The 17,559-nt window shown below is 50.4% G+C and carries 32 protein-coding genes; all 32 read left to right on the forward strand.

Features of this window, described 5'->3' with window-relative positions:
- The first annotated feature begins 88 nt into the window (after positions 1–88).
- The 32 genes from PSF42_RS18190 to PSF42_RS18345 all read left to right on the forward strand — a co-directional run bounded on the left by PSF42_RS18190 (position 89) and on the right by PSF42_RS18345 (position 17,546).
- On the forward strand, positions 89–646 hold the full coding sequence (locus tag PSF42_RS18190; RefSeq protein ID WP_052219409.1) for a hypothetical protein: 558 nt from the start codon (positions 89–91) through the stop codon (positions 644–646).
- Between the two features lie 75 nt (positions 647–721).
- Positions 722–1,021, forward strand: coding sequence for a hypothetical protein (locus tag PSF42_RS18195; protein WP_042847189.1), 300 nt, complete (start codon positions 722–724; stop codon positions 1,019–1,021).
- 170 nt (positions 1,022–1,191) lie between these two features.
- Positions 1,192–1,710: a hypothetical protein gene (locus tag PSF42_RS18200; RefSeq protein ID WP_042847185.1), complete on the forward strand. Its 519-nt coding sequence runs from the start codon at positions 1,192–1,194 to the stop codon at positions 1,708–1,710.
- A 164-nt stretch (positions 1,711–1,874) separates the two neighbouring features.
- Positions 1,875–2,108 (forward strand): hypothetical protein, encoded by a 234-nt coding sequence (locus PSF42_RS18205; protein WP_162762200.1) that lies wholly within the window; start codon positions 1,875–1,877, stop codon positions 2,106–2,108.
- A 24-nt stretch (positions 2,109–2,132) separates the two neighbouring features.
- Positions 2,133–2,360, forward strand: coding sequence for a hypothetical protein (locus PSF42_RS18210; protein ID WP_042847181.1), 228 nt, complete (start codon positions 2,133–2,135; stop codon positions 2,358–2,360).
- A gap of 75 nt (positions 2,361–2,435) precedes the next feature.
- The gene (locus PSF42_RS18215; RefSeq protein ID WP_162762190.1) at positions 2,436–2,741 is read left to right on the forward strand and encodes a hypothetical protein; all 306 of its coding nucleotides are present in this window, start codon (positions 2,436–2,438) and stop codon (positions 2,739–2,741) included.
- Positions 2,742–2,750: 9 nt separating this feature from the next.
- Entirely contained in the window at positions 2,751–2,954 is a 204-nt protein-coding gene (locus tag PSF42_RS18220) for a hypothetical protein (protein ID WP_042847177.1), read from the forward strand.
- Between the two features lie 208 nt (positions 2,955–3,162).
- Positions 3,163–3,603 carry a hypothetical protein gene (locus PSF42_RS18225; RefSeq protein WP_042847174.1) on the forward strand — a complete coding sequence of 147 codons (441 nt, stop codon included), beginning with the start codon at positions 3,163–3,165 and terminating at the stop codon, positions 3,601–3,603.
- A gap of 63 nt (positions 3,604–3,666) precedes the next feature.
- Positions 3,667–3,870, forward strand: coding sequence for a hypothetical protein (locus PSF42_RS18230; RefSeq protein ID WP_166268099.1), 204 nt, complete (start codon positions 3,667–3,669; stop codon positions 3,868–3,870).
- Between the two features lie 50 nt (positions 3,871–3,920).
- Positions 3,921–4,190 carry a hypothetical protein gene (locus PSF42_RS18235; protein ID WP_042847169.1) on the forward strand — a complete coding sequence of 90 codons (270 nt, stop codon included), beginning with the start codon at positions 3,921–3,923 and terminating at the stop codon, positions 4,188–4,190.
- On the forward strand, positions 4,187–4,423 hold the full coding sequence (locus PSF42_RS18240; protein ID WP_042847168.1) for a hypothetical protein: 237 nt from the start codon (positions 4,187–4,189) through the stop codon (positions 4,421–4,423). The genes PSF42_RS18235 and PSF42_RS18240 overlap by 4 nt, the downstream gene beginning before the upstream one ends.
- 132 nt (positions 4,424–4,555) lie before the next feature.
- Entirely contained in the window at positions 4,556–4,714 is a 159-nt protein-coding gene (locus tag PSF42_RS18245) for a hypothetical protein (protein WP_210848815.1), read from the forward strand.
- Between the two features lie 105 nt (positions 4,715–4,819).
- Positions 4,820–5,164: a hypothetical protein gene (locus PSF42_RS18250; protein WP_042847164.1), complete on the forward strand. Its 345-nt coding sequence runs from the start codon at positions 4,820–4,822 to the stop codon at positions 5,162–5,164.
- 56 nt (positions 5,165–5,220) lie between these two features.
- Positions 5,221–5,499, forward strand: coding sequence for a hypothetical protein (locus PSF42_RS18255; RefSeq protein WP_042847162.1), 279 nt, complete (start codon positions 5,221–5,223; stop codon positions 5,497–5,499).
- Between the two features lie 215 nt (positions 5,500–5,714).
- Positions 5,715–6,962: a ParA family protein gene (locus PSF42_RS18260; RefSeq protein ID WP_042847160.1), complete on the forward strand. Its 1,248-nt coding sequence runs from the start codon at positions 5,715–5,717 to the stop codon at positions 6,960–6,962.
- 2 nt (positions 6,963–6,964) lie between these two features.
- The gene (locus PSF42_RS18265; protein WP_042847158.1) at positions 6,965–7,984 is read left to right on the forward strand and encodes a ParB family protein; all 1,020 of its coding nucleotides are present in this window, start codon (positions 6,965–6,967) and stop codon (positions 7,982–7,984) included.
- Between the two features lie 276 nt (positions 7,985–8,260).
- The gene (locus PSF42_RS18270; protein ID WP_166268101.1) at positions 8,261–8,539 is read left to right on the forward strand and encodes a hypothetical protein; all 279 of its coding nucleotides are present in this window, start codon (positions 8,261–8,263) and stop codon (positions 8,537–8,539) included.
- Positions 8,540–8,556: 17 nt separating this feature from the next.
- Positions 8,557–8,865, forward strand: a complete 309-nt coding sequence (locus tag PSF42_RS18275; RefSeq protein ID WP_042847153.1) for a hypothetical protein — start codon at positions 8,557–8,559, stop codon at positions 8,863–8,865.
- 106 nt (positions 8,866–8,971) lie between these two features.
- On the forward strand, positions 8,972–11,032 hold the full coding sequence (gene dinG / locus PSF42_RS18280; protein ID WP_072035186.1) for an ATP-dependent DNA helicase DinG: 2,061 nt from the start codon (positions 8,972–8,974) through the stop codon (positions 11,030–11,032).
- A gap of 40 nt (positions 11,033–11,072) precedes the next feature.
- Positions 11,073–11,753, forward strand: coding sequence for a hypothetical protein (locus PSF42_RS18285; protein ID WP_052219373.1), 681 nt, complete (start codon positions 11,073–11,075; stop codon positions 11,751–11,753).
- A 78-nt stretch (positions 11,754–11,831) separates the two neighbouring features.
- Positions 11,832–12,206: a hypothetical protein gene (locus PSF42_RS18290; RefSeq protein WP_042847151.1), complete on the forward strand. Its 375-nt coding sequence runs from the start codon at positions 11,832–11,834 to the stop codon at positions 12,204–12,206.
- 57 nt (positions 12,207–12,263) lie between these two features.
- Entirely contained in the window at positions 12,264–12,575 is a 312-nt protein-coding gene (locus PSF42_RS18295; protein WP_042847150.1) for a hypothetical protein, read from the forward strand.
- A gap of 177 nt (positions 12,576–12,752) precedes the next feature.
- Positions 12,753–13,082 (forward strand): glutaredoxin domain-containing protein, encoded by a 330-nt coding sequence (locus PSF42_RS18300; RefSeq protein ID WP_052219372.1) that lies wholly within the window; start codon positions 12,753–12,755, stop codon positions 13,080–13,082.
- 13 nt (positions 13,083–13,095) lie between these two features.
- Positions 13,096–13,500 carry a hypothetical protein gene (locus PSF42_RS18305; protein WP_166268103.1) on the forward strand — a complete coding sequence of 135 codons (405 nt, stop codon included), beginning with the start codon at positions 13,096–13,098 and terminating at the stop codon, positions 13,498–13,500.
- Between the two features lie 11 nt (positions 13,501–13,511).
- A complete protein-coding gene (locus PSF42_RS18310; protein WP_042847147.1) occupies positions 13,512–13,700 on the forward strand; it encodes a hypothetical protein in 189 nt (62 codons plus the stop codon).
- Between the two features lie 22 nt (positions 13,701–13,722).
- Positions 13,723–13,944 (forward strand): hypothetical protein, encoded by a 222-nt coding sequence (locus PSF42_RS18315; protein WP_042847145.1) that lies wholly within the window; start codon positions 13,723–13,725, stop codon positions 13,942–13,944.
- A 10-nt stretch (positions 13,945–13,954) separates the two neighbouring features.
- The gene (locus tag PSF42_RS18320; RefSeq protein WP_080750912.1) at positions 13,955–14,860 is read left to right on the forward strand and encodes a DNA cytosine methyltransferase; all 906 of its coding nucleotides are present in this window, start codon (positions 13,955–13,957) and stop codon (positions 14,858–14,860) included.
- A gap of 14 nt (positions 14,861–14,874) precedes the next feature.
- Complete coding sequence (locus tag PSF42_RS18325; protein WP_042847144.1) at positions 14,875–15,249, forward strand: hypothetical protein; 375 nt, start codon at positions 14,875–14,877, stop codon at positions 15,247–15,249.
- Positions 15,249–15,773, forward strand: coding sequence for a hypothetical protein (locus PSF42_RS18330; RefSeq protein ID WP_042847142.1), 525 nt, complete (start codon positions 15,249–15,251; stop codon positions 15,771–15,773). The genes PSF42_RS18325 and PSF42_RS18330 overlap by 1 nt, the downstream gene beginning before the upstream one ends.
- A gap of 108 nt (positions 15,774–15,881) precedes the next feature.
- Positions 15,882–16,460: a hypothetical protein gene (locus PSF42_RS18335; RefSeq protein ID WP_042847139.1), complete on the forward strand. Its 579-nt coding sequence runs from the start codon at positions 15,882–15,884 to the stop codon at positions 16,458–16,460.
- Positions 16,447–17,220 (forward strand): hypothetical protein, encoded by a 774-nt coding sequence (locus tag PSF42_RS18340; RefSeq protein WP_166268107.1) that lies wholly within the window; start codon positions 16,447–16,449, stop codon positions 17,218–17,220. Before PSF42_RS18335 ends, PSF42_RS18340 begins: the two co-directional genes overlap by 14 nt.
- Before the next feature lie 98 nt (positions 17,221–17,318).
- On the forward strand, positions 17,319–17,546 hold the full coding sequence (locus PSF42_RS18345; RefSeq protein ID WP_263057243.1) for a hypothetical protein: 228 nt from the start codon (positions 17,319–17,321) through the stop codon (positions 17,544–17,546).
- Positions 17,547–17,559 lie beyond the last annotated feature (13 nt).

Consider the following 17,559-nt stretch of genomic DNA (forward strand, 5'->3'; position numbering starts at 1 on the left):
TAAACAGCAGCTTGAATTCCTTCAGGCAGATACGTCTGGTAATTTGACTGTGTTGGAGCGGTCGCTGGTGGCGCAGTTGTTGGCAGCTATGCACGTACAAGTAAAACAAGGCTCCGCCCCGGATTGGATACTGACCCACAGCGGGAAACGTTTTTCGTTCCAAGATATCAACCCTGATGCGATTAATATTGAGGATATCGCGACGGCTCTGTCCAATATCTGTCGTTTTACCGGTCACCTGGATCAGCATTACAGCGTGGCTCAGCATTGCGTGCTGGTCAGCCATTTGGTTGAACCGCATCTTGCGTTCGAAGCCTTGATGCATGATGCCAGTGAAGCATACTGCGGTGATGTGAGCAGCCCTCTTAAAGCGCGCTTGCCGGACTACCGTGAAATCGAAGGTCGTGTCGATCGCGCTATTCGAGCAAAGTATGGTTTGCCGCTGGTGGAGTCGCCGGAGGTGAAAGTGGCTGATTTGCGTATGCTCGCAACTGAAATGAGTATGTTCGGCCGACATGGTGCCCAGGCGTTTCCGGATCCCGCTAAATATCCACCAGCGGATTTGATGGGGTTACGACTTCTCCCGGCGGAGGAAGCCCGCGTTGCTTTCCTTCAACGTTTCGAGTTGCTTTACCCTGGCGGATAACCCAAAAAAACAGAACCGAGGTATATCAGAAATGATATGCTTCGGCAGATTATAATCCCAACAGGTTAATATCCAATGAAAAGATTGCTTATTTTATTGTCGCTGACCCTTGCGTTACCTACATTGGCTCAAGCTACTACGGCTGAGGGTGAGTTGCCAAAACTGCATCTGAACGAAGAGAACGAGCACATCGCTCGCAAGGTTGCATTTGATTATTTAGCAAATGCAAAGATTTTCATTTCCCAGGGTACGGTTTCTAAAGACACGTTAACCTATGAAGCCATCATTGCAGACCAGAGATGTACCATTGAAATGGAGTTAGAGACCCTCCCGGTTCAGCGCTGGCTCGTCAAAAAGCTCGACTGCAAAAACTGAGATCTGCTGCGCCATTCATATCGGCAGACCTAAGCATGATGTGGTTTGCCAATCTCTTTGCAATTAATCCCCGTTTTAACACCTTCCAAATTTGTCGTCCTTTTAACTTCGTCAGCGGTAAAGGTCATGGTTAACTATTAACACAAAAATAATTAACACATGGAGTTACAATGTTAAATCTGATTGCTCACCTGGCAGAAAGTGGTCATCAAGTTTGGTTCGGTGAAAACGATACTGTGACGGTGACACAGGTTCGTGGTGATTCGCGAGTGGTTCTTGAAAGCATCCTCGCTAAGGAACCAGCGGCCATCCTGAATCTGTTATCCCGTTATGGGGCTAGCGTTAAGGCTGTAGATGATAAACTGCTTATCTGGCGTGACGTAGATGGTGATGACTGGGCCTGCGATCGTGGTCACCTCTATCGTGGCATCAGAGGTGAATATGGTGTTCGCTGGGAAGTGAAGCTGATACATGGCATCAATATCCACTCCCCATTCGATGCCGTGTTCTGGTTTGCTATACCTTGGGCGTCCCGCGTTGATGTGAACGTCCATTTCTCTATCGGTAATTCGCTCCTGGTTGCCGCTCCGGCTTACATCACCCTGAGCGGCCAGTTGGACAAAGAACAAGTTATGGCCTGGGTGAAACTTTCCGGAATGCAAAATGCCACCAGCATTACCGAACGGTAATACGCCATCTAAACTATGGGGGGATCTCCCCCATTCTGTTTTGCCCTCCCCTCTCAAAAAAATATCTTTTTTTCCTTCGATTTGCTTCGTCAGCGGTTACCCGTGGGTGATACTGTTTTTAGAGGCAGTAAACAAAACGAATAACAGTTATCGAGGTCATTACTATGAACGCTATCAACCAAAAACCAAAACGCCCGAGCCAGACTCCGGCTCAGTTCATGCGCATAGCAAACGAGTCCGACCTGTTCAAGAAAGGTCGCACGTTGTGGTACCACTACAGCAGCAGCTTTGGTTATGAGCGTGAGCTGGTTCGTTCTAACACTCAGCGCCTGGCGCATGGCAGTGGTCTGCCGGTCTCGTTCGTTGAGCGTGCCATCAACCATTATCTGACCCACTGATCCACCAGCGTAAGGACAAAAGCGATGAGCGCAATCAACGGTACATACTGGGTCAAGAACGGCCACACATTTGGTTATACCTTTCCTGAGCAACCGAACATCTTAGGCGTTCTGGCAAGCAAGCCGCAGTTAGGTGCGTGCCTGTCTATGGAGCCGCAGCTGATCACCCCATCGGATGACATGCGTAAGGCCACCGTGCAGGACTTCGATTTTTTCCGCGTTGTCGTCCCTTCGGACTTCAAGCCTGAATAAAACCCTCGGTGCTCTTCGGGGCACCCTGCATTGAGAGTTACCTCCATGATTGACGAACTGAAGGGCCTGATCGTAATGCTCCTGGAAGATGCAACGCGTATTCAGCAGTTGGAACCAAACGCCGGAACATCGGCACGCATTCAAGCCGCTAAAAAAGCCTTGGCCTCTGGAGTATTCGACACACTGTTAATGCTGGTGGCTTCCAATTATCGCTTAGCAATTGCAGAAGCTGGGTATGAGTATGTCATTGGCGCTGATGGTTCGCTGATTGTCAGGGATCCTGTCCAATGCAGTAACGGTGCTTTCAAGTGGGTGGAGCACAAAGACGTTGTTCTGCGTAGCAACGATGATGCTATGCAATTCCTCATTGAGCGAAGTTAGGGGGTAGGTATGTTTCCTCAGGGTATAGAGGTGCGCGCACACCGTTACACTCAGGCGGGTGGCAAGCGCATGGTGCAATACAGCACCCCAGGCACCAATGGTTGGCTGATCACTAACGGCAGCGTAAGTGACTTGGCAGATGTACAGTCACGGCACAATGCTTTGCTAATACATGCCCGCGATAACGGCCTATTGGTGAAATCCCTACACTGATTAGCCATTTCAAAACTCGATACCCTGCCCGAACGCGCGTCGAGCGGGGTATGTCTGCTTGCCAATTTTGCGGCCAAGAGTTTGGCTCTGGTTTTCCTGGGGAATGGGATGAAAGGGCGCGTATTTTTTATCGTGATTCACTTCGTCAGCAGTTCGGGTCGTGTGAGAATTTAATGAGTAAACAAAACAAATAACACGAGGAAAACCGATGCATACTTTAGCTGAGTTGTTACGTTACGCAGGTATCACTTCCCATAAACGTACCCTGCTATCCATCCGTCAGCACACGACCAATTGGGGTCGCTCCGGTCGCGGTGTGCGTCAGAAGCCTCGTTACACGGTCTGGTACGACACCGAAGACAATAACGACCGTATTGTCTTTACCTTCGATGCTGTGCTTAACCTCAAACGTACCGCGCCGGAAAAGCTGGCGGATATCGATATTCAAATCAGTCATTACAGTGGCTGGGATCCCGTGAAGCGCAGATTGACCGTCACCCACCCAGAACGCTACCTGAAGGTCGATGGCATGGTTGAAGGTGGCGGTGAGAAGACCAAAGCCCTCTGGCAAGAAATCATCGCGCTGACTGAAGGCATGGAACGTGACGATAAACTGAGTTCGTATGAGATCACGTTCCTCGCAGCTTAATTGACTGACGACTGACCGCTCCGGCGGTCACTCCCCCTTCCCTATACCAATAACGAGGCAATAATGGGATATGAGATAATCATCACCTCTGACGAGGTACAAGCTGTTTTCGATTCACTCTTGGCAAGCGCGCTTACGGGTGTGGCATCTACCCTTTGGGACAATAACCGTCCATCGGGGCCGAGGGATAGCGAAGCGGCTAACGTGGCATTCAATCTTGCTGAAGAAGCCTTTAAACTCAGACAGGCATATTGCCGTCGAGCGTAATTGTATCGCCTCCGGTTACGGGGGCTAATTTCCCAATCTGAGGAATTTGTATGAATTTCGGCACTCGTGAGTACCTGATCAATTATCTGATGAGCAATTTCAAAGAAGGCCAGATGATTGCCATCGATACACTGACGCTCGAAAACGTCGCGGATGTTGCTTCTGACCTTTCCCTGGAACGCGCCCTTACTCCAGCCGAACAGGTACAGGTGCTGAATGCGGTAGTCAGTGATTATGATGTGAATACTGGGGCTGGCTTTGACCATATTCGCAAAGAGATCGCAGCTCTGGGTATTGCCCAACAGGACGGTGACAAATGAAAAAGGGGCTGCGCAAATTTTACTGCACACTGCCAAATGGCAAAGTGCAAGAAGCGGAACTGACGTGGAAAGCTACCCATGCTGTTGCCTGCCGAACTGGAGAGCGTGACTGGTATGCGCACTCGTGGTGCTCTGCAAAATCTGCGGCGTTGCGCTGTGTCGAGTTAACGCAAAAGGAACAGGGCGCTGAAGTTGAGATCTTGGTCGTTAAAGAAGTTCCACCCGCTGCGTAGCGAGTGAATCAAGTCGCGTGAGGTAGAACAATGCTGATACTTACAACCGATCTCATTCCTGATATTTATGCCATACAAAAAATTCATGGGATGGTTCAAGTCATCGCTAATTTTGAAGCCAATAGGCGGGGAGTGATACCGTCAAGGCAAGCTCGCGTCGCATTGGAGGAATTAAGTGCGGCTGCATCCGAGGCGTCAAATGGCGAGGCGAATGCCGTGTACGGTGTTAAAGCAACACCACTCCTGAACGGCGGCATGCTGTATATCGGAACTGCGGTAACCCTCAAGTGATGCAGCGGTAATAAATATGTTTTTTTCATCCTTTTGCCTTCGTCACCGGTTGGTGCTGGTGGATACTGGAAGTCCAACAACTGATAACACAAACGAGGATACACCATGTCTCTGAACCCAACTCTGGTCGCGATGTTCATCTTCAGCAGCTTCAACGAAACCCGCGTCCCACTCATCGTGAATGATGACACCGCGCAGGAACGTATCGACTTCAACGTTGCTGGTGGTGGTGAAATCGAATGTGCCGATTGGATCCGTGAACTGGCTATCGACATCGTTGAAGAGTGCGATGAGACCTTCACCGGGAAAGAAGGGCCGGGCATCTGGTATTACGAAGTGGCTGAAGTTATCGGCGCTAAGATCGCGAACGATGCTAACGAGGGGCACGTTTACCAATGTGACATCGTTAAGTTCGCGCTGGAGCAAACCACCAGCTGGGTTAACTCCTAACGTCCATCCACCAGCCGCCTGCGGGCGGCTTCATTTTATCTGCCGGGAACTCTGCTATGGTCATTAGCAAACTGAAGGTGGGCGATACCGTATGGTCTATCACTCGCCACAAACTGGGGAGCACGAATATTCCCACCGTGTCTGTACACCCTGTCCTGATCGTCGAGGTCAATGAGACCAGTGTTATCGCAAGCTGGAATCACAACAAGCCGAAGCCGTTTGGCTTGAACTCCATCAAGGGATGGAAAAAAGAGAAACCTGTTCTGATCAAGGGGTTGTTTGGTAGTCAGCGCCTTGCCACAAGAGCGGAAGTCGCTGCGTTACAGACTCAATAATTCGTCAAACGTACATTCCCTCTCAAACACAGTAATGCCAGTGCATTGGAGGGGGTGACCTATCTTTTAAATGTGAAAACAACCCCCTTGTTCGCCAACCCCCACCCTGACATTCACGATGCGAATATTTAATAATTATGCATTACAATGCACTTTTACCTTGTCTTGCGCTCAATTTGCATTAATAATAATGAAAAACAATTAGAGGGCTATTTATGTCAATTCTTGATCAAATCCTGGTCATCGGCCAGCGAATGAAAGCCGAGCAAATTTCTCTGAAAGAATCCATCACCGAAGCCAATACCATCAAGGTCACTGATGAGCAGGTAGATGGCTTAGATAGACTCATTTATAACCATTGCCTGAACAAAACGATGCTCGCTGATTTCTTCGGCAAGTCACGTAATACGTTCACTAAAATTCTGACCGAGTTACAAGATCAGAAAATTATTGGTGAGCCTATCTTCCAAAACAAAAACCACCTTTACACACGATTTGACGTGCAGGCCATCATGAATGAGTTGGGCGCGCCCCGTTACTCCGACATGTATGAGTCTCGGGTTATCGTCGTTGAAAACCACAAAGGTGGTACAGGCAAAAGTACCACGACCGCGACGATCGCCTTGGCGTCAGCTTTGGATTTAAATCTGAACGCGCGTTGCTGCATCATTGACCTTGACCCCCAAGGGTCTATCGGTAACAACCTGATCCGCTCCACCAGCGAAGATGATATCTATCTGACTATCACTGATGTGCTGTTAGCCGAATACGAGCCTGAGGGTGATTTCTCACAGTACATCAACGCCGGTTACTCAGAAGCGGACATCATTGCCAACATTCCGTTTAGCACTCACCTGCCAAATATGGACGTCATCACGGCCTTCCCTACTGATGACCGTTTTACTGATACCTATTGGCGGTTGAACAAGGAAGAGCGCAATACGCTTTTAACGCGCTTTAGAGATGTTGTTATCCCTGTGCTGAAACAGCATTACGACCTAATCTTCATCGACACCCCACCGCAGGACTCACCAATTATCTGGTCTACGAACGAAGCCGCCGACGCCCTTCTCGTTCCTATCACTCCGCGTGAATATGACTTTGCATCCACGACGAACTACATGTTGACGATCGGCGCTCGTCTGCAACAACTTCCATCCAGGGGTGAAAACATCAAATGGATGAAGGTGCTGGCTGTTAATGTCGATGATAAAAGCCAGCACGAAGTTCGCACTCTGAATAAGCTGGTGCGAACTGTGCAGGACAAGTTTATGACTACGAACATCAAACACTCTGAAGCGTTTGTTGCTGCGGCCGAACGAGGCCGCACCGTCTTGGATATCAAGAAGTCAGAAGACCTGTGCCCTGCAAAACAATTTGACATGGCAGAAATGTCAGTCACTTCTGTGTATCAGCAATTTATTAATGAAATCAAAAGTTTTTCGGCGAAAAGTGAGAAATAAAAATGACCGACGTAGAAAGAGGCACAAGCAAGGATATGTATCTGGGTGCAGGCAAGCGAACCGGCTTTGAGCAAAAAAGCGGATTACCACCACTGCGGGGTGCAGGCGCACCTAAGAGAACATTCACCTTAAAAGATGGCCGTAAAGTCGATGCCGAGCATGTTGTCGTTCCTGGCAGTAAAGTATCTGAGCAAACAGTGGTTCACGCCCTCAACCCACGCAACCAGGAAGCGCTCGACGAGAACTCCATGCGTGACATCCTTGAGCAGATCAGGGAAAGAGGGGTGGATACCGAAGGTATCGCTGTCCGCGTAGATGGAATCTATCAACTCATTGAAGGTAGCCGACGCCGCTACTGCTGTGAAAAGCTATCAGCTGATTTACCGCTGTGGGTATTACCAAACGATATCTCAAACGAAGATATCTTCTCTATCATCAGCGCCGCACAAAGCTCTCGCAAATTCTCGTATCGCGAAGTTGGTATGCAGTATTTGAAACTGATGGAAGAGAATGGTTTCACGACCAATGAGGAACTTGCGCAGCATATCGGCATTAGTACCGAGTCTGTCCGTAAGCGGATTCAAGCTGCCCAAATCGACCCTCGCCTGATCGCTCTGTTCCCAGATTGCGAAGGTATCCCGAATACTTTCTATAGCCGTTTAGCGAAGGTGCAGGGTTCGGCGAAGAAGGAAATGATCGACATTGGTGAGCTGTGCCAGGAAGTCCAAGACAACCGTAAGGACAAGCCTGTTGAGAATATTCAGGAGACGCAGAAAGATATCCTGGAAGAAGTAGCCACTATGTTGGAAATCATGGCTGATAAAGCGAAGCCCGCCGCTGCATGGAAAACATCTGATATTGTCGCATTCGAGAACAAGGATCAGTATGCACGAATCAGTTACAGTGGTAACGGCCGGAAAGTCCGCTTTGAGTTTAACAGGCTCAATCAAAAAGTCGTCGAAGACATAGAGCGTCTGATACGTCTGAAGCTAACAAAAAGTCTTCAGGAAGACAGTGAGTAAGTTCTTTTCTAAGCCACCTACCCCGGTGGCTTTTTCTTTACAGCCCTCCCCTCCCCTCATTTCCTGTAGCAAAAACCATTTTTTTCGCCAAAAAAACCAAAGTTTAAAATCGCTTAATAAACAGCGTGTTACGATAGAATATCAACTAAAGCAGAAGAAAAACCAATAAAAACCACCCCCTTGTTCGCCAAAACAAAAAACACCTCCATCCCCCTTCGTCAACTGTAGAACTGCTGGATAATAGAACTCAATACCGCCCTTACTCGTGGATTAAAAATGCAGATCTCAAAGACAACCCATAGCTTTGCCGAGCGTCGCGGTTTGGAACTGACGACCGAAAACAACGACGGTACCGAGTTGCTGTGTATTTGGGAAACCAATAACGATTGGGAGTGGATTTGCAGCTTCCAACCAACTCAAGATCAGCTGGTATTCTTCGGTAATATCTACCTGCCCCAGGAATGCCTGAACGCCATCCCGGCTATCATCGCCGATGAAACTCAGCTGCGTGCGGTGCTCACCAAAATTGCCGAATCACTGAAAACCAAATCCTGACGCTGGAAAGGAAAATCATGAAGACGTGGACGCCGAACGAGAACATCACACAGGTCATTCTGGCATTTGGGCCTCCGGACATTGAAAAGTTTCTGCCAAAATGGGATCTCATCCCTGACGAATTCAAACAGGGAAAGAACCCCTGGATTGCATTCATTGAGCGTTGGTTTTACCACGGGCTTGAATGCCCACCAGCAGCCAAGGAAGGTGTCGAACTGAAATGGGCGCTGGCGCATATCGTGGTTATCCTGAAAAGCTTCGACCCGAAGCACGAACAAAAGATTGCCGGGTGCGCCTATCTTGCCTCGCTCTGGTTTGTGGAGTAAGTGAACTAAACCGCCTTTGTGGCGGTTTAATTTTGGATGTCACTTTGTCAGCGCTGGTGGTGCGATAAAATTAAATCAGTAAATAATAAATCTATGGGATAGAACGATGAGCAGCAAAACCAAATTGACCGCCGAAGAACAAACGGCAAAAGCATACAGCAACTTCCTGGAATCCAAGGGACTGAAGCCGCGTGCTGGTCAACAAGACATGATCCGCTTTTGCTCATCCATCATTACCAACATTCCCGAAGATAACGACAAGCCTATTGTCGGTGTAGTTGAAGCCGGTACCGGCACCGGTAAAACGCTGGGGTACTGCCTGCCGCTGATCCCGTTGGCGATGGAAAAGGGAAAGACTCTCGTTCTGTCTACAGCAACCGTGGCGCTTCAGGAGCAAGTTGTCGTTAAAGACCTGCCGGAAATCCAAAGCCAGGGCGGTCTTAAATTTTCATACGCTATGGCGAAAGGTCGTGGCCGTTACTTCTGCCGACTGCGCTACGATGCGCACGTCGATGCCGAGCATAATGCGTATGGTTACGTTCGCGACGACATGACGAGTCTGGGTAACGAATTCGCAAGTGGTGACTGGAATGGTGAGCGTGATACATATCCGCTGGAGCTTGCCGACAAATCCTGGAACAAAGTTAATGCGGTCGCCAGCCAGTGCCCTAAGATTAAATGCCCGCATTACAAAAACTGCCCCTTCTTTGCCGCGCGTAGCCGACTGGAAGAAGTCGATGTGGTGATAGCTAACCACGATATCGTTTTGAGCGATCTGTCTTTGGGTGGTGGTGTCATCCTGCCACCGCCGAAAGAAACCATCTACGTTTTCGACGAAGGCCATCACCTTACAAGTAAGGCCATTGAGCACTTTGCCGCAAATGCCTCGTTGGATAACACGGCGCGCTGGTTGGGTGACGTCAGTGACATGGTGATGGACATGCAGACCCCTTACGGTGAGAAGATGAATGACCACGTTTACAAGCTGGTGGCGCTGGCATCGGACACGGCTGCCGAGATGATGACAGTTCGCGGAACTCTTTTATCTTCACTCAACTTCCGGAACGACCACGGTAACATTGACGTCTATCGGTTCCCTGAAGGTGACGTACCCAATGATGTGCGCGCACTGTTTAAAAACGGGCTGTACCTGGCAAACCAAATGCAGAGTTTGGTTGAGAAAATGATAATCATCATTGATGAGGCAGGCGATAAAATTGTCGCTGAGGATAATGCCCGCCACAAAATGGCTATCGGTGATTTAAAGAACCGTGTAGAAAACTTGCTTGAAGCGATGAGTCGTTTTGCTGCCCCGGCGAAGAAAGGTGAGTTTGCAGTACCGGTAGCGCGCTGGGTAAACATCAAGCGTGACAATAAATCCGAGGTCATTATTCATAGCAGCCCAGTGCATGCTGGTGAGCAATTGGATAGAGAGCTGTGGAACGAAGCCTATGGGGTGATCATTACTTCAGCGACTTTGCGGACAATGGGCAACTTCAATGCCTACCTGAATGAAGCGGGTTTGAAAATGGACACGCCAACGTTGCTGGCGAGAAGCCCGTTCGACTACGAGAACAACGGTGTTCTGTTCGTACCCAGGATGCGCAGTACCCCAAAGAATGCCGAGGCGCATACCGATGAGCTGATCGAGTTGATGCCTAAGCTGATGTTACGGCGTAAAGGATGTCTGGTGCTGTTTTCATCCCGCAAGCAAATGACAGAGGTGTGTGAGGGTATGCCGGAGGACATCAAAGAGCACATCCTCATGCAGACCACGATGCCGAAAACGGAAATCGTTTCCCGTCATAAGCTGCGTATTGATCGTGGCGAGCCAAGCATTATCTTCGGCATGGCCTCTTTCAGTGAAGGCGTGGACCTGCCTGGGGATTACTGCGATAACGTGATTATTGCCAAGCTGCCATTTAGCGTACCGAGCGATCCGGTTAGTCAGACGATGACTGAGTGGATGGAGAAGGCGGGGCGTAACACCTTTGAAGAAATAACCGTTCCTCAGGCGTGTATCAAACTTATCCAGGCTGTGGGGCGACTCATCCGAACCGAGACCGATACAGGTGCAGTGACGATACTGGACTCTCGCATCAAGAACACACGGTACGGCCAGAACATTCTCGACTCGCTTCCGCCGTTTCGCCGTGTGATCAGATAGTGGTATCATTCGGTAAACAAAACGAATGAATAGGTGTGTAATGGAAAAGTATGAAAGTGTCATCACTGTGGTATTTCAGTTTGTAGGCAAAGTGCCCGCACCTTTTTCCACAAGCAGCCTGTTTGCCGAAAACCTACTGAAGGGCGAGAAACTGTGGAATGACCCTGGGACAGCAGGCAACCTGATGCTGCAAAAAATTCTGGCAGAGCAGGGCGCAGCCGATCACGACGATGGTAAAATTCATACTCGCACTACGGAGCTGAAAACACACGATGAACGTATGGCTTTCCAAAAGCTGGTGGGTTTACCGCCTTACAGCGATTTGACCAATGCCGTAGGTATCCTGATCGGTGGACTGGAGAAAGCAGGGCGGTTGATTAGTGTGAAAACCACTTCAGCCACCCCGCTACCAAACGGGGAAACTATTATCTCTACCCGTGATGCACAACGTCGTTTGTTCTTCATGAACCAGCACGGGATATGCTTTACGGTAGATAGCCAGTTACTGATCGCTGTCGATAAACTGGAAGGAGCAAAGTTCTTCGCCACAGAAGAAGAGCTGGACGCTGCTGGTGTTAAGCTTTGGGGTGAGAATGGTACAGGTCGCTGGCGCGTGCTGGTGGCTCCGATCGGGGAAGAGATTTGCGGCCTCTTTGAATTCGGCGAGATGACGACCTTGGGTAAACGGCCGGAGGGCAGGATTAACGAACTGTCGTTGTAAGGCAAATCCCACTATGCATAGAAAGCACCTTTTTTGGTGCTTTTTTTGTTTTAGCTATTCGTCAGCGGGTGGAGTGGGATGATACTGATTGCAGGTAAACAAAACAAACAACATAAGGGAATCATCATGAAAACTCTTCTTGCTGCTCTGCGTGTTACTGATCAGGTTCAGCCTGATATTGCTATCCCGGCTTCAGGTAAAACTACTGGCTTTACCTACGACGCTGCCAAGATCGGTTCGTTCAAAGGTGAAACCATTGCTATTTATCCGGCCTGGTCAAAACCTAACTCACACGGCGCGGCCGGTAACCCAACTGAATTCTACGGTGGCTTGCCGCTGTATTCGACCAAGCTACTTGCCTATCAGGCACTGCGTAACGAAATCGAAAAGCGTTTCGCTGCACAGCTTCAGGCGATTGATAAACAGATCCTGGCACTGGAAGACCGTCCATAACCAATAGGGCAGGGGGGTTCCCCCTGTTTATGACAACCACCAGCTGAGGAACGAAAAATGAAAGAACAAGAACTGGTCACCAAAGCGGAACAGCTTATTCAGCGCAATGATGGTTCGCAGGCAAAAATTGTTGCTACGGCAATGTTTGGCGCTGGCCTGCACATGTCGGTCGATGTCTTCGTGCTTCGCCGCGATAGCGCTGACCAGAATTGGCAGCTTTGTAACGACAGGCCACATCCGGATTACAAAACCATGTCCCGTGAGGATTACGTTAAGTTCGGGCGCTCCGAAATGCTGCGCACAGTCACCGCTGGAGAACTGTTGAAGGTCACTGGGATGATCGGTCAACCACTTTCCAATTATCAGTAAAAGCACGGTTGCAGCGCCCCCCATTTTTCCACCAAACATCATGCGGGCCTGGCGTTTTAAAATACCAAAATAAAAGCATCTTTCGAGGTGCTTTTTTTATGTCAAATGCTTCGTCAGCCGTTGGGGGGAGGGGATACTGGTTGCAGGTAAACAAACTAACCGATAACAGGGGTCACCATGAAAGTCATTATCTTCAGCCTCCCAAATTGCCAGCCTTGCCGTATGACCAAAGAGCGCCTGGCCGCAAACGGTGTTGAGTTCGTAGAAGGCAGCATCGAAATTCATCGCGAGCTGTTCCGCAATATGGGCTTCAAGTCTGCGCCGGTTGTGCTGGTGGAGCCTGATGCAGGCGAAGCGGTGTCCTGGTCGGGTTATCGCCCCGATTGTATCAAGGCGCTGATTGACGGAAAGCCAGAAGGCGATGCTATCTCTGGTTATACCCGGATGTGTGTCATGATCGAGATGCGCGAGCCTGAACTGTTTTCGGCTCCTGGCGAAGCCAAGTAAGAAGGTGAATGCCGTGAGCTATCAAACCGTCGCAATCCCTCCAGCCTTAGGGCTTCAACCACCAAGCGGGGCTGACGTTGTCTTGCTCGCCGAGCTGACACAAGCGCTGGTGGATGCAAAAGTCGAAATGAAAGTGATGCTGGAGCCTATCAACTGGACGCCGCCTTCCGGCCGTCCGGTGATGTACCGACAGGACGCTATCGACGTACTGTTTAAAGCCGGGGTTCCTGTTGATCCGGGCGAAGTAGTGTCGGCCACCAGCAATGCCGTGCAGCCGATCGACGATGCCGAGCTGGAAGCGCTGCTGGATATGCGTGACGAAATGGCTGGCACAGATTCGTTTTACAAAGCGCTGGATGGCGCGCTGGATGGCATTCTGGCTCGCCTGTATGCCGCTGAACGTCAAACCAATCACTAAGAGTATCGATAATGACTGTACACGACTTTGTATCAGGAGCGAGTGGCATTTCACCCTTTGCCATTGTTATGTTGGCCTTTTTCATCCTCTTTTTCGTCGTAGCGTGCTGTATCCCTCGCCCATCATTGGGTCTGATGGTGGCGGGCGGAATTGCTGGGCTGGGTGCAATTGCCACAATTCTTTGGATTAACTTTGCTTAGACCTTAAGGCGATTTGTCATTAATGGGCCATTTAAACCAGATTTTATCGGCTATCGGTAAAACACCAGAAGGGCACGCTACCCTGGGTTATTTTCTTCTTGGGCTGATGAGTGTGATATTCGGTTGGGCCCTTTTTCAATTCAACAGCGAGAATGACATTCCTAAACGTTACCGCGTGATGTTGTCACTTTCTCTCTGTGCAATATGGCTGAGCATAGCCATAGAAATCATCGACCATCTCTGAGGAAAGTCGAATGTCACCAGTTCTGATGAACAGTTATTTTTGCGGTGCCGGGCTGATGGATATCGGCCTGAAGAATGCCGGTATTCAGATCGCCCAGTCTTTCGAACTGGACGAAGATGCCGTTAAGACCTATCGCCACAACCTGGGCGACCATATCAAACACTGCGATATCACACAGGAAATGGTGCTGGAGCAGGATAGCTGCCACGGCATGTCGTTTACCTATCCCTGTACGAAGTATTCGACGATCGGCGACATCCACGGCACGCGAACGGGTGATGAGCTATTCCTTCACGCACTGCGCCACCTGGCTGTCGCCCGGCCTGAGTTCTATGTCATTGAAAACGTGCCGGGCATGCAGGCTTTCCCGGTCGTTATGGAAGCCATGACCAAGCTGGCGGGCTATTTCATTCAGGTATTCTGCCCCGTGAAATCTGAGCTGTGGGTACCGCAGCGTCGGCACCGCCTGATCATCATTGGCACACGACGCCCGTTCGATATCCGCCCGCCGGAAAATACGCGCCCAATCCCCCTCAGCGCGATTTTAGAGGATAACCCGGATGTTCGTATCCCTAAGTCGGTAGAAACACGCCTACAGGGCGGATATCGCGATTTACCCATCATTAGCGACCCGGCCAAAGACGATATCGCGCCGACGTGTGTAGCTCACTATGCAAAGGATAAATCGACACGATTAGTCGTTGATAAACGTTTCCCTCTGGGAGCGCGTCCGTATTCAGTGCGTGAATATGCACGTTTGCAAGGGGTTCCAGACTGGTTTGAATTCCCGGTATGCGATACCTCCGCGTATAAGCAGATCGGTAACGGTGTCAGCACCTACGTCGGCGAGTGGGTAGGGATTGAGATGATCCGCTACATGGCGCAGGTTAGCGATAAGTTTTCCCTCATTCATTAACCCTGGAGAAAAAGATGAAATTAACGGAAGAGCAAAAAGCCGACCGTCGGGAACTTGCCATGCTGGTTCAGTATGCCGCTTTGGCATACGCACTGTTTGGTGCAGGCGTCGCGGGAATTCTGGGAGCGTTGGATATCAACTCACTGTGGATGGGAGTCGCGATTGCGCTGGTTTCTCATGTTCTCATTTTTTCCAGGCCTTCTGTCCGAGAGAACTTCCCTGAAACCATCTATTGGTTATCGCTGTGGGCGTGTGCCCTTGGCGGGCCGATCGTGATCGGTTTCGGTCCCTTTGAACCACCGTTTAAAAACCCACTCATTATGGCCGCGCTGATTGTGTTCATCGTTACAGCGCTATACCGTCGGCAGGAAAAAAAGGATATGCAGTAATGAGCCACTCACCAGCTAAAACCACCAGCGAACAGATACTGGAAGCGGGGCTGCGGATAATTCACACCTGCACGCACAGCGATCACCAGGGGTATTATGTGATAGGCAAAAACAGGGCTGTCTTATCCGATTGTGCAACGGTTAAGGCCTATGACGGCGGGGCTGTATCGGTTGAGTATTTCCGTCCTGGCAATATCCCCCTGGTGGTCGTTAACAATGATGATTGGCTCAAAATCATCACTCACCTGTTAAATGAGCCACCTGCACCATCATCGCTAGGCCGGATCCCTTTAGAACTGGTGAATTTTCTGGAGAAGATTGCGGGGCAAACACTGTCGCCTGAAGCCCGCATCCGCGCGCGCGATCTGGCTGAAGGTGAGTGCTTTAAAAATGAAGTGCTCACGTTAACGACGCTGTTCAACGTCTGGATGAGGGATCCGCTGCTGACTGAGTTCGTCTCGCCGCTGAAGCAATATACATTGCCAGGAGAGCACGCCAAACATTTCTGGTCATGTTGCAAATGACAGGGGCGAAAGCCCCTTTTTTTGTACCTGCAATAGCTTCGTTGGCTGAGAGGGCGGGGCGATACTGGTTGTGGAATATAAGCGCCCTTTGGATGGAAAAACGAAACAATGACTACTGAACAGAAACCCTCGCTCGCGACCGGTGCGCCATTAAACGCGGAAACCTGGGCTGATTTTGTCTCCCGCCTGAAATATCACTGCGTCGGCAAAGGCGTTGATGAGCACTGTACCGCAGACCCGTTGTTCGTCGTTCAAAAGAAACGCCTGATCACGGGGCTGGATATGGACTACATCGAAGACCGGCTGGTGGCCGTAGATGATGCTCGCTGGTTTAGCCCCCAAGAATACTGGGATGACCTGGATACGGACGAGCGAAACGAGCTCAACCAAAAATGCCAGGCCGAATACCAAGCTGATTTTCTGGCTATTCGCGTCGATCAGCAATGGGATGTGCTCGGCGAGTTACCAGAGCATACCGTAACCGGCTACGTCTGGGAGTGGGAATACGTCAACGCACACTTCACGCGCGAAGCCGCGCAGGCCTTCATTCAACGCAAAAAGCACGACTACAACAAGTTGGAAATTTTCGTCGATTCGCAGTATTGGGCGAAGGAGTTCAACACCATCCGCGACGCCATTTTGACTGGCAAACTGGTATATCAGGAGAAGAAAGATGACACCAATTGAGATCCAAGGTCTGCTGGACGGCAAATGCATTCCTCGCGACATGAAGGTCAACGAGCCGCTGGTGAATTATCTGGCGCGCAAATTGACTGAAGGCGAGCAGATGCGCGCTGAGAACATCCATCTGGTGGAAGAGCTCAAGCGCGTGACCGACGGTTTGGAGTTTTTCTCCTACAGTACCGACGGCGGTTACGATGAGCACGACAGCGCCGACAAAGCCCGAAAAGCCGCTGAAGAGCATATCGACTACTACCGGGGAGAGGCCTGTGACGGCTGGCCTGAAGAAACAGACCAGGTTGTTTGGGGTATCGTCGTGCAACGCGCCAGTCAGACCGACCTGCGCGAAGTGGGGCCGGAAGACAGCGTGGGCCGTCACATCACTCAGGTTTGTGGCTATGCACTGATGCCTGCACTGGAAAACAGCCCGACGAAAGGTTACATCCCGACGTCTGAAGTGGAACAGCTGATGGCTGAAGGTAAAATGCTGAAAGATGCTCATGCGGCCATTCTTGAGCACATCGACGTGACGGACAAAGGCGCGGCCGGTACTGCGGCTATGATCGCAAACGACGCTCTCCACAACACGGACTACCCGGCGATTGAACGCGGCCTGCGGAAAATCAAGAAGGATGCCACCATCGCAGCGGCAAACCATGCCGGTAACATTGCGCAGGAAATGACGCGTGAAACTAGCCAGGAAGTTGTCAAGGCCGTCGGTCGTCGCCTCCTTGTGCTGGCGGAACATGTAGGGAACGGCCAATGAACAACCTGAAGGCAACGATGCGCCGGATGTTGGATGGCGATGATATGGACTGCGTGAGCGATCGCACAGGTAAAAGCGGCGACTACTGCGAAGGCTTTGTGGACGGTATGCACGAAGCGCTTAACCAGCTGACTGAAGGCGTTGCACCTTTGCTGGCTGGGGCTGAAATCGCTGGGTTGGAGCGCTTTGTTGCTCGCATGTACCAGCGCGCTAATCAGCTAGTGGACGACAGCATGAGCACGGCGCTGATTAACCAGGCGCGCTCTGCGGCGGTATTGGCTGAGCAGATGATCAGCGAACTGAAAGGTGAAAGTAGGCAGTTATAGTCCCAACTTAGCA

Origin of the sequence: Providencia sp. PROV032, assembly GCF_028484875.1 — a bacterium.
GTDB classification, from domain to species: Bacteria; Pseudomonadota; Gammaproteobacteria; order Enterobacterales; family Enterobacteriaceae; genus Providencia; species Providencia rettgeri_E.

Bases quoted from the DNA above. Each gene is read 5' to 3' on its own strand.
- PSF42_RS18190 (WP_052219409.1), top strand. From the start codon at position 89: ATGCACGTACAAGTAAAACAAGGCTCCGCCCCGGATTGGATACTGACC.
- PSF42_RS18195 (WP_042847189.1), top strand. From the start codon at position 722: ATGAAAAGATTGCTTATTTTATTGTCGCTGACCCTTGCGTTACCTACA.
- PSF42_RS18200 (WP_042847185.1), top strand. From the start codon at position 1,192: ATGTTAAATCTGATTGCTCACCTGGCAGAAAGTGGTCATCAAGTTTGG.
- PSF42_RS18205 (WP_162762200.1), top strand. From the start codon at position 1,875: ATGAACGCTATCAACCAAAAACCAAAACGCCCGAGCCAGACTCCGGCT.
- PSF42_RS18210 (WP_042847181.1), top strand. From the start codon at position 2,133: ATGAGCGCAATCAACGGTACATACTGGGTCAAGAACGGCCACACATTT.
- PSF42_RS18215 (WP_162762190.1), top strand. From the start codon at position 2,436: ATGCTCCTGGAAGATGCAACGCGTATTCAGCAGTTGGAACCAAACGCC.
- PSF42_RS18220 (WP_042847177.1), top strand. From the start codon at position 2,751: ATGTTTCCTCAGGGTATAGAGGTGCGCGCACACCGTTACACTCAGGCG.
- PSF42_RS18225 (WP_042847174.1), top strand. From the start codon at position 3,163: ATGCATACTTTAGCTGAGTTGTTACGTTACGCAGGTATCACTTCCCAT.
- PSF42_RS18230 (WP_166268099.1), top strand. From the start codon at position 3,667: ATGGGATATGAGATAATCATCACCTCTGACGAGGTACAAGCTGTTTTC.
- PSF42_RS18235 (WP_042847169.1), top strand. From the start codon at position 3,921: ATGAATTTCGGCACTCGTGAGTACCTGATCAATTATCTGATGAGCAAT.
- PSF42_RS18240 (WP_042847168.1), top strand. From the start codon at position 4,187: ATGAAAAAGGGGCTGCGCAAATTTTACTGCACACTGCCAAATGGCAAA.
- PSF42_RS18250 (WP_042847164.1), top strand. From the start codon at position 4,820: ATGTCTCTGAACCCAACTCTGGTCGCGATGTTCATCTTCAGCAGCTTC.
- PSF42_RS18255 (WP_042847162.1), top strand. From the start codon at position 5,221: ATGGTCATTAGCAAACTGAAGGTGGGCGATACCGTATGGTCTATCACT.
- PSF42_RS18260 (WP_042847160.1), top strand. From the start codon at position 5,715: ATGTCAATTCTTGATCAAATCCTGGTCATCGGCCAGCGAATGAAAGCC.
- PSF42_RS18265 (WP_042847158.1), top strand. From the start codon at position 6,965: ATGACCGACGTAGAAAGAGGCACAAGCAAGGATATGTATCTGGGTGCA.
- PSF42_RS18270 (WP_166268101.1), top strand. From the start codon at position 8,261: ATGCAGATCTCAAAGACAACCCATAGCTTTGCCGAGCGTCGCGGTTTG.
- PSF42_RS18275 (WP_042847153.1), top strand. From the start codon at position 8,557: ATGAAGACGTGGACGCCGAACGAGAACATCACACAGGTCATTCTGGCA.
- dinG (WP_072035186.1), top strand. From the start codon at position 8,972: ATGAGCAGCAAAACCAAATTGACCGCCGAAGAACAAACGGCAAAAGCA.
- PSF42_RS18285 (WP_052219373.1), top strand. From the start codon at position 11,073: ATGGAAAAGTATGAAAGTGTCATCACTGTGGTATTTCAGTTTGTAGGC.
- PSF42_RS18290 (WP_042847151.1), top strand. From the start codon at position 11,832: ATGATACTGATTGCAGGTAAACAAAACAAACAACATAAGGGAATCATC.
- PSF42_RS18295 (WP_042847150.1), top strand. From the start codon at position 12,264: ATGAAAGAACAAGAACTGGTCACCAAAGCGGAACAGCTTATTCAGCGC.
- PSF42_RS18300 (WP_052219372.1), top strand. From the start codon at position 12,753: ATGAAAGTCATTATCTTCAGCCTCCCAAATTGCCAGCCTTGCCGTATG.
- PSF42_RS18310 (WP_042847147.1), top strand. From the start codon at position 13,512: ATGACTGTACACGACTTTGTATCAGGAGCGAGTGGCATTTCACCCTTT.
- PSF42_RS18315 (WP_042847145.1), top strand. From the start codon at position 13,723: ATGGGCCATTTAAACCAGATTTTATCGGCTATCGGTAAAACACCAGAA.
- PSF42_RS18320 (WP_080750912.1), top strand. From the start codon at position 13,955: ATGTCACCAGTTCTGATGAACAGTTATTTTTGCGGTGCCGGGCTGATG.
- PSF42_RS18325 (WP_042847144.1), top strand. From the start codon at position 14,875: ATGAAATTAACGGAAGAGCAAAAAGCCGACCGTCGGGAACTTGCCATG.
- PSF42_RS18330 (WP_042847142.1), top strand. From the start codon at position 15,249: ATGAGCCACTCACCAGCTAAAACCACCAGCGAACAGATACTGGAAGCG.
- PSF42_RS18335 (WP_042847139.1), top strand. From the start codon at position 15,882: ATGACTACTGAACAGAAACCCTCGCTCGCGACCGGTGCGCCATTAAAC.
- PSF42_RS18340 (WP_166268107.1), top strand. From the start codon at position 16,447: ATGACACCAATTGAGATCCAAGGTCTGCTGGACGGCAAATGCATTCCT.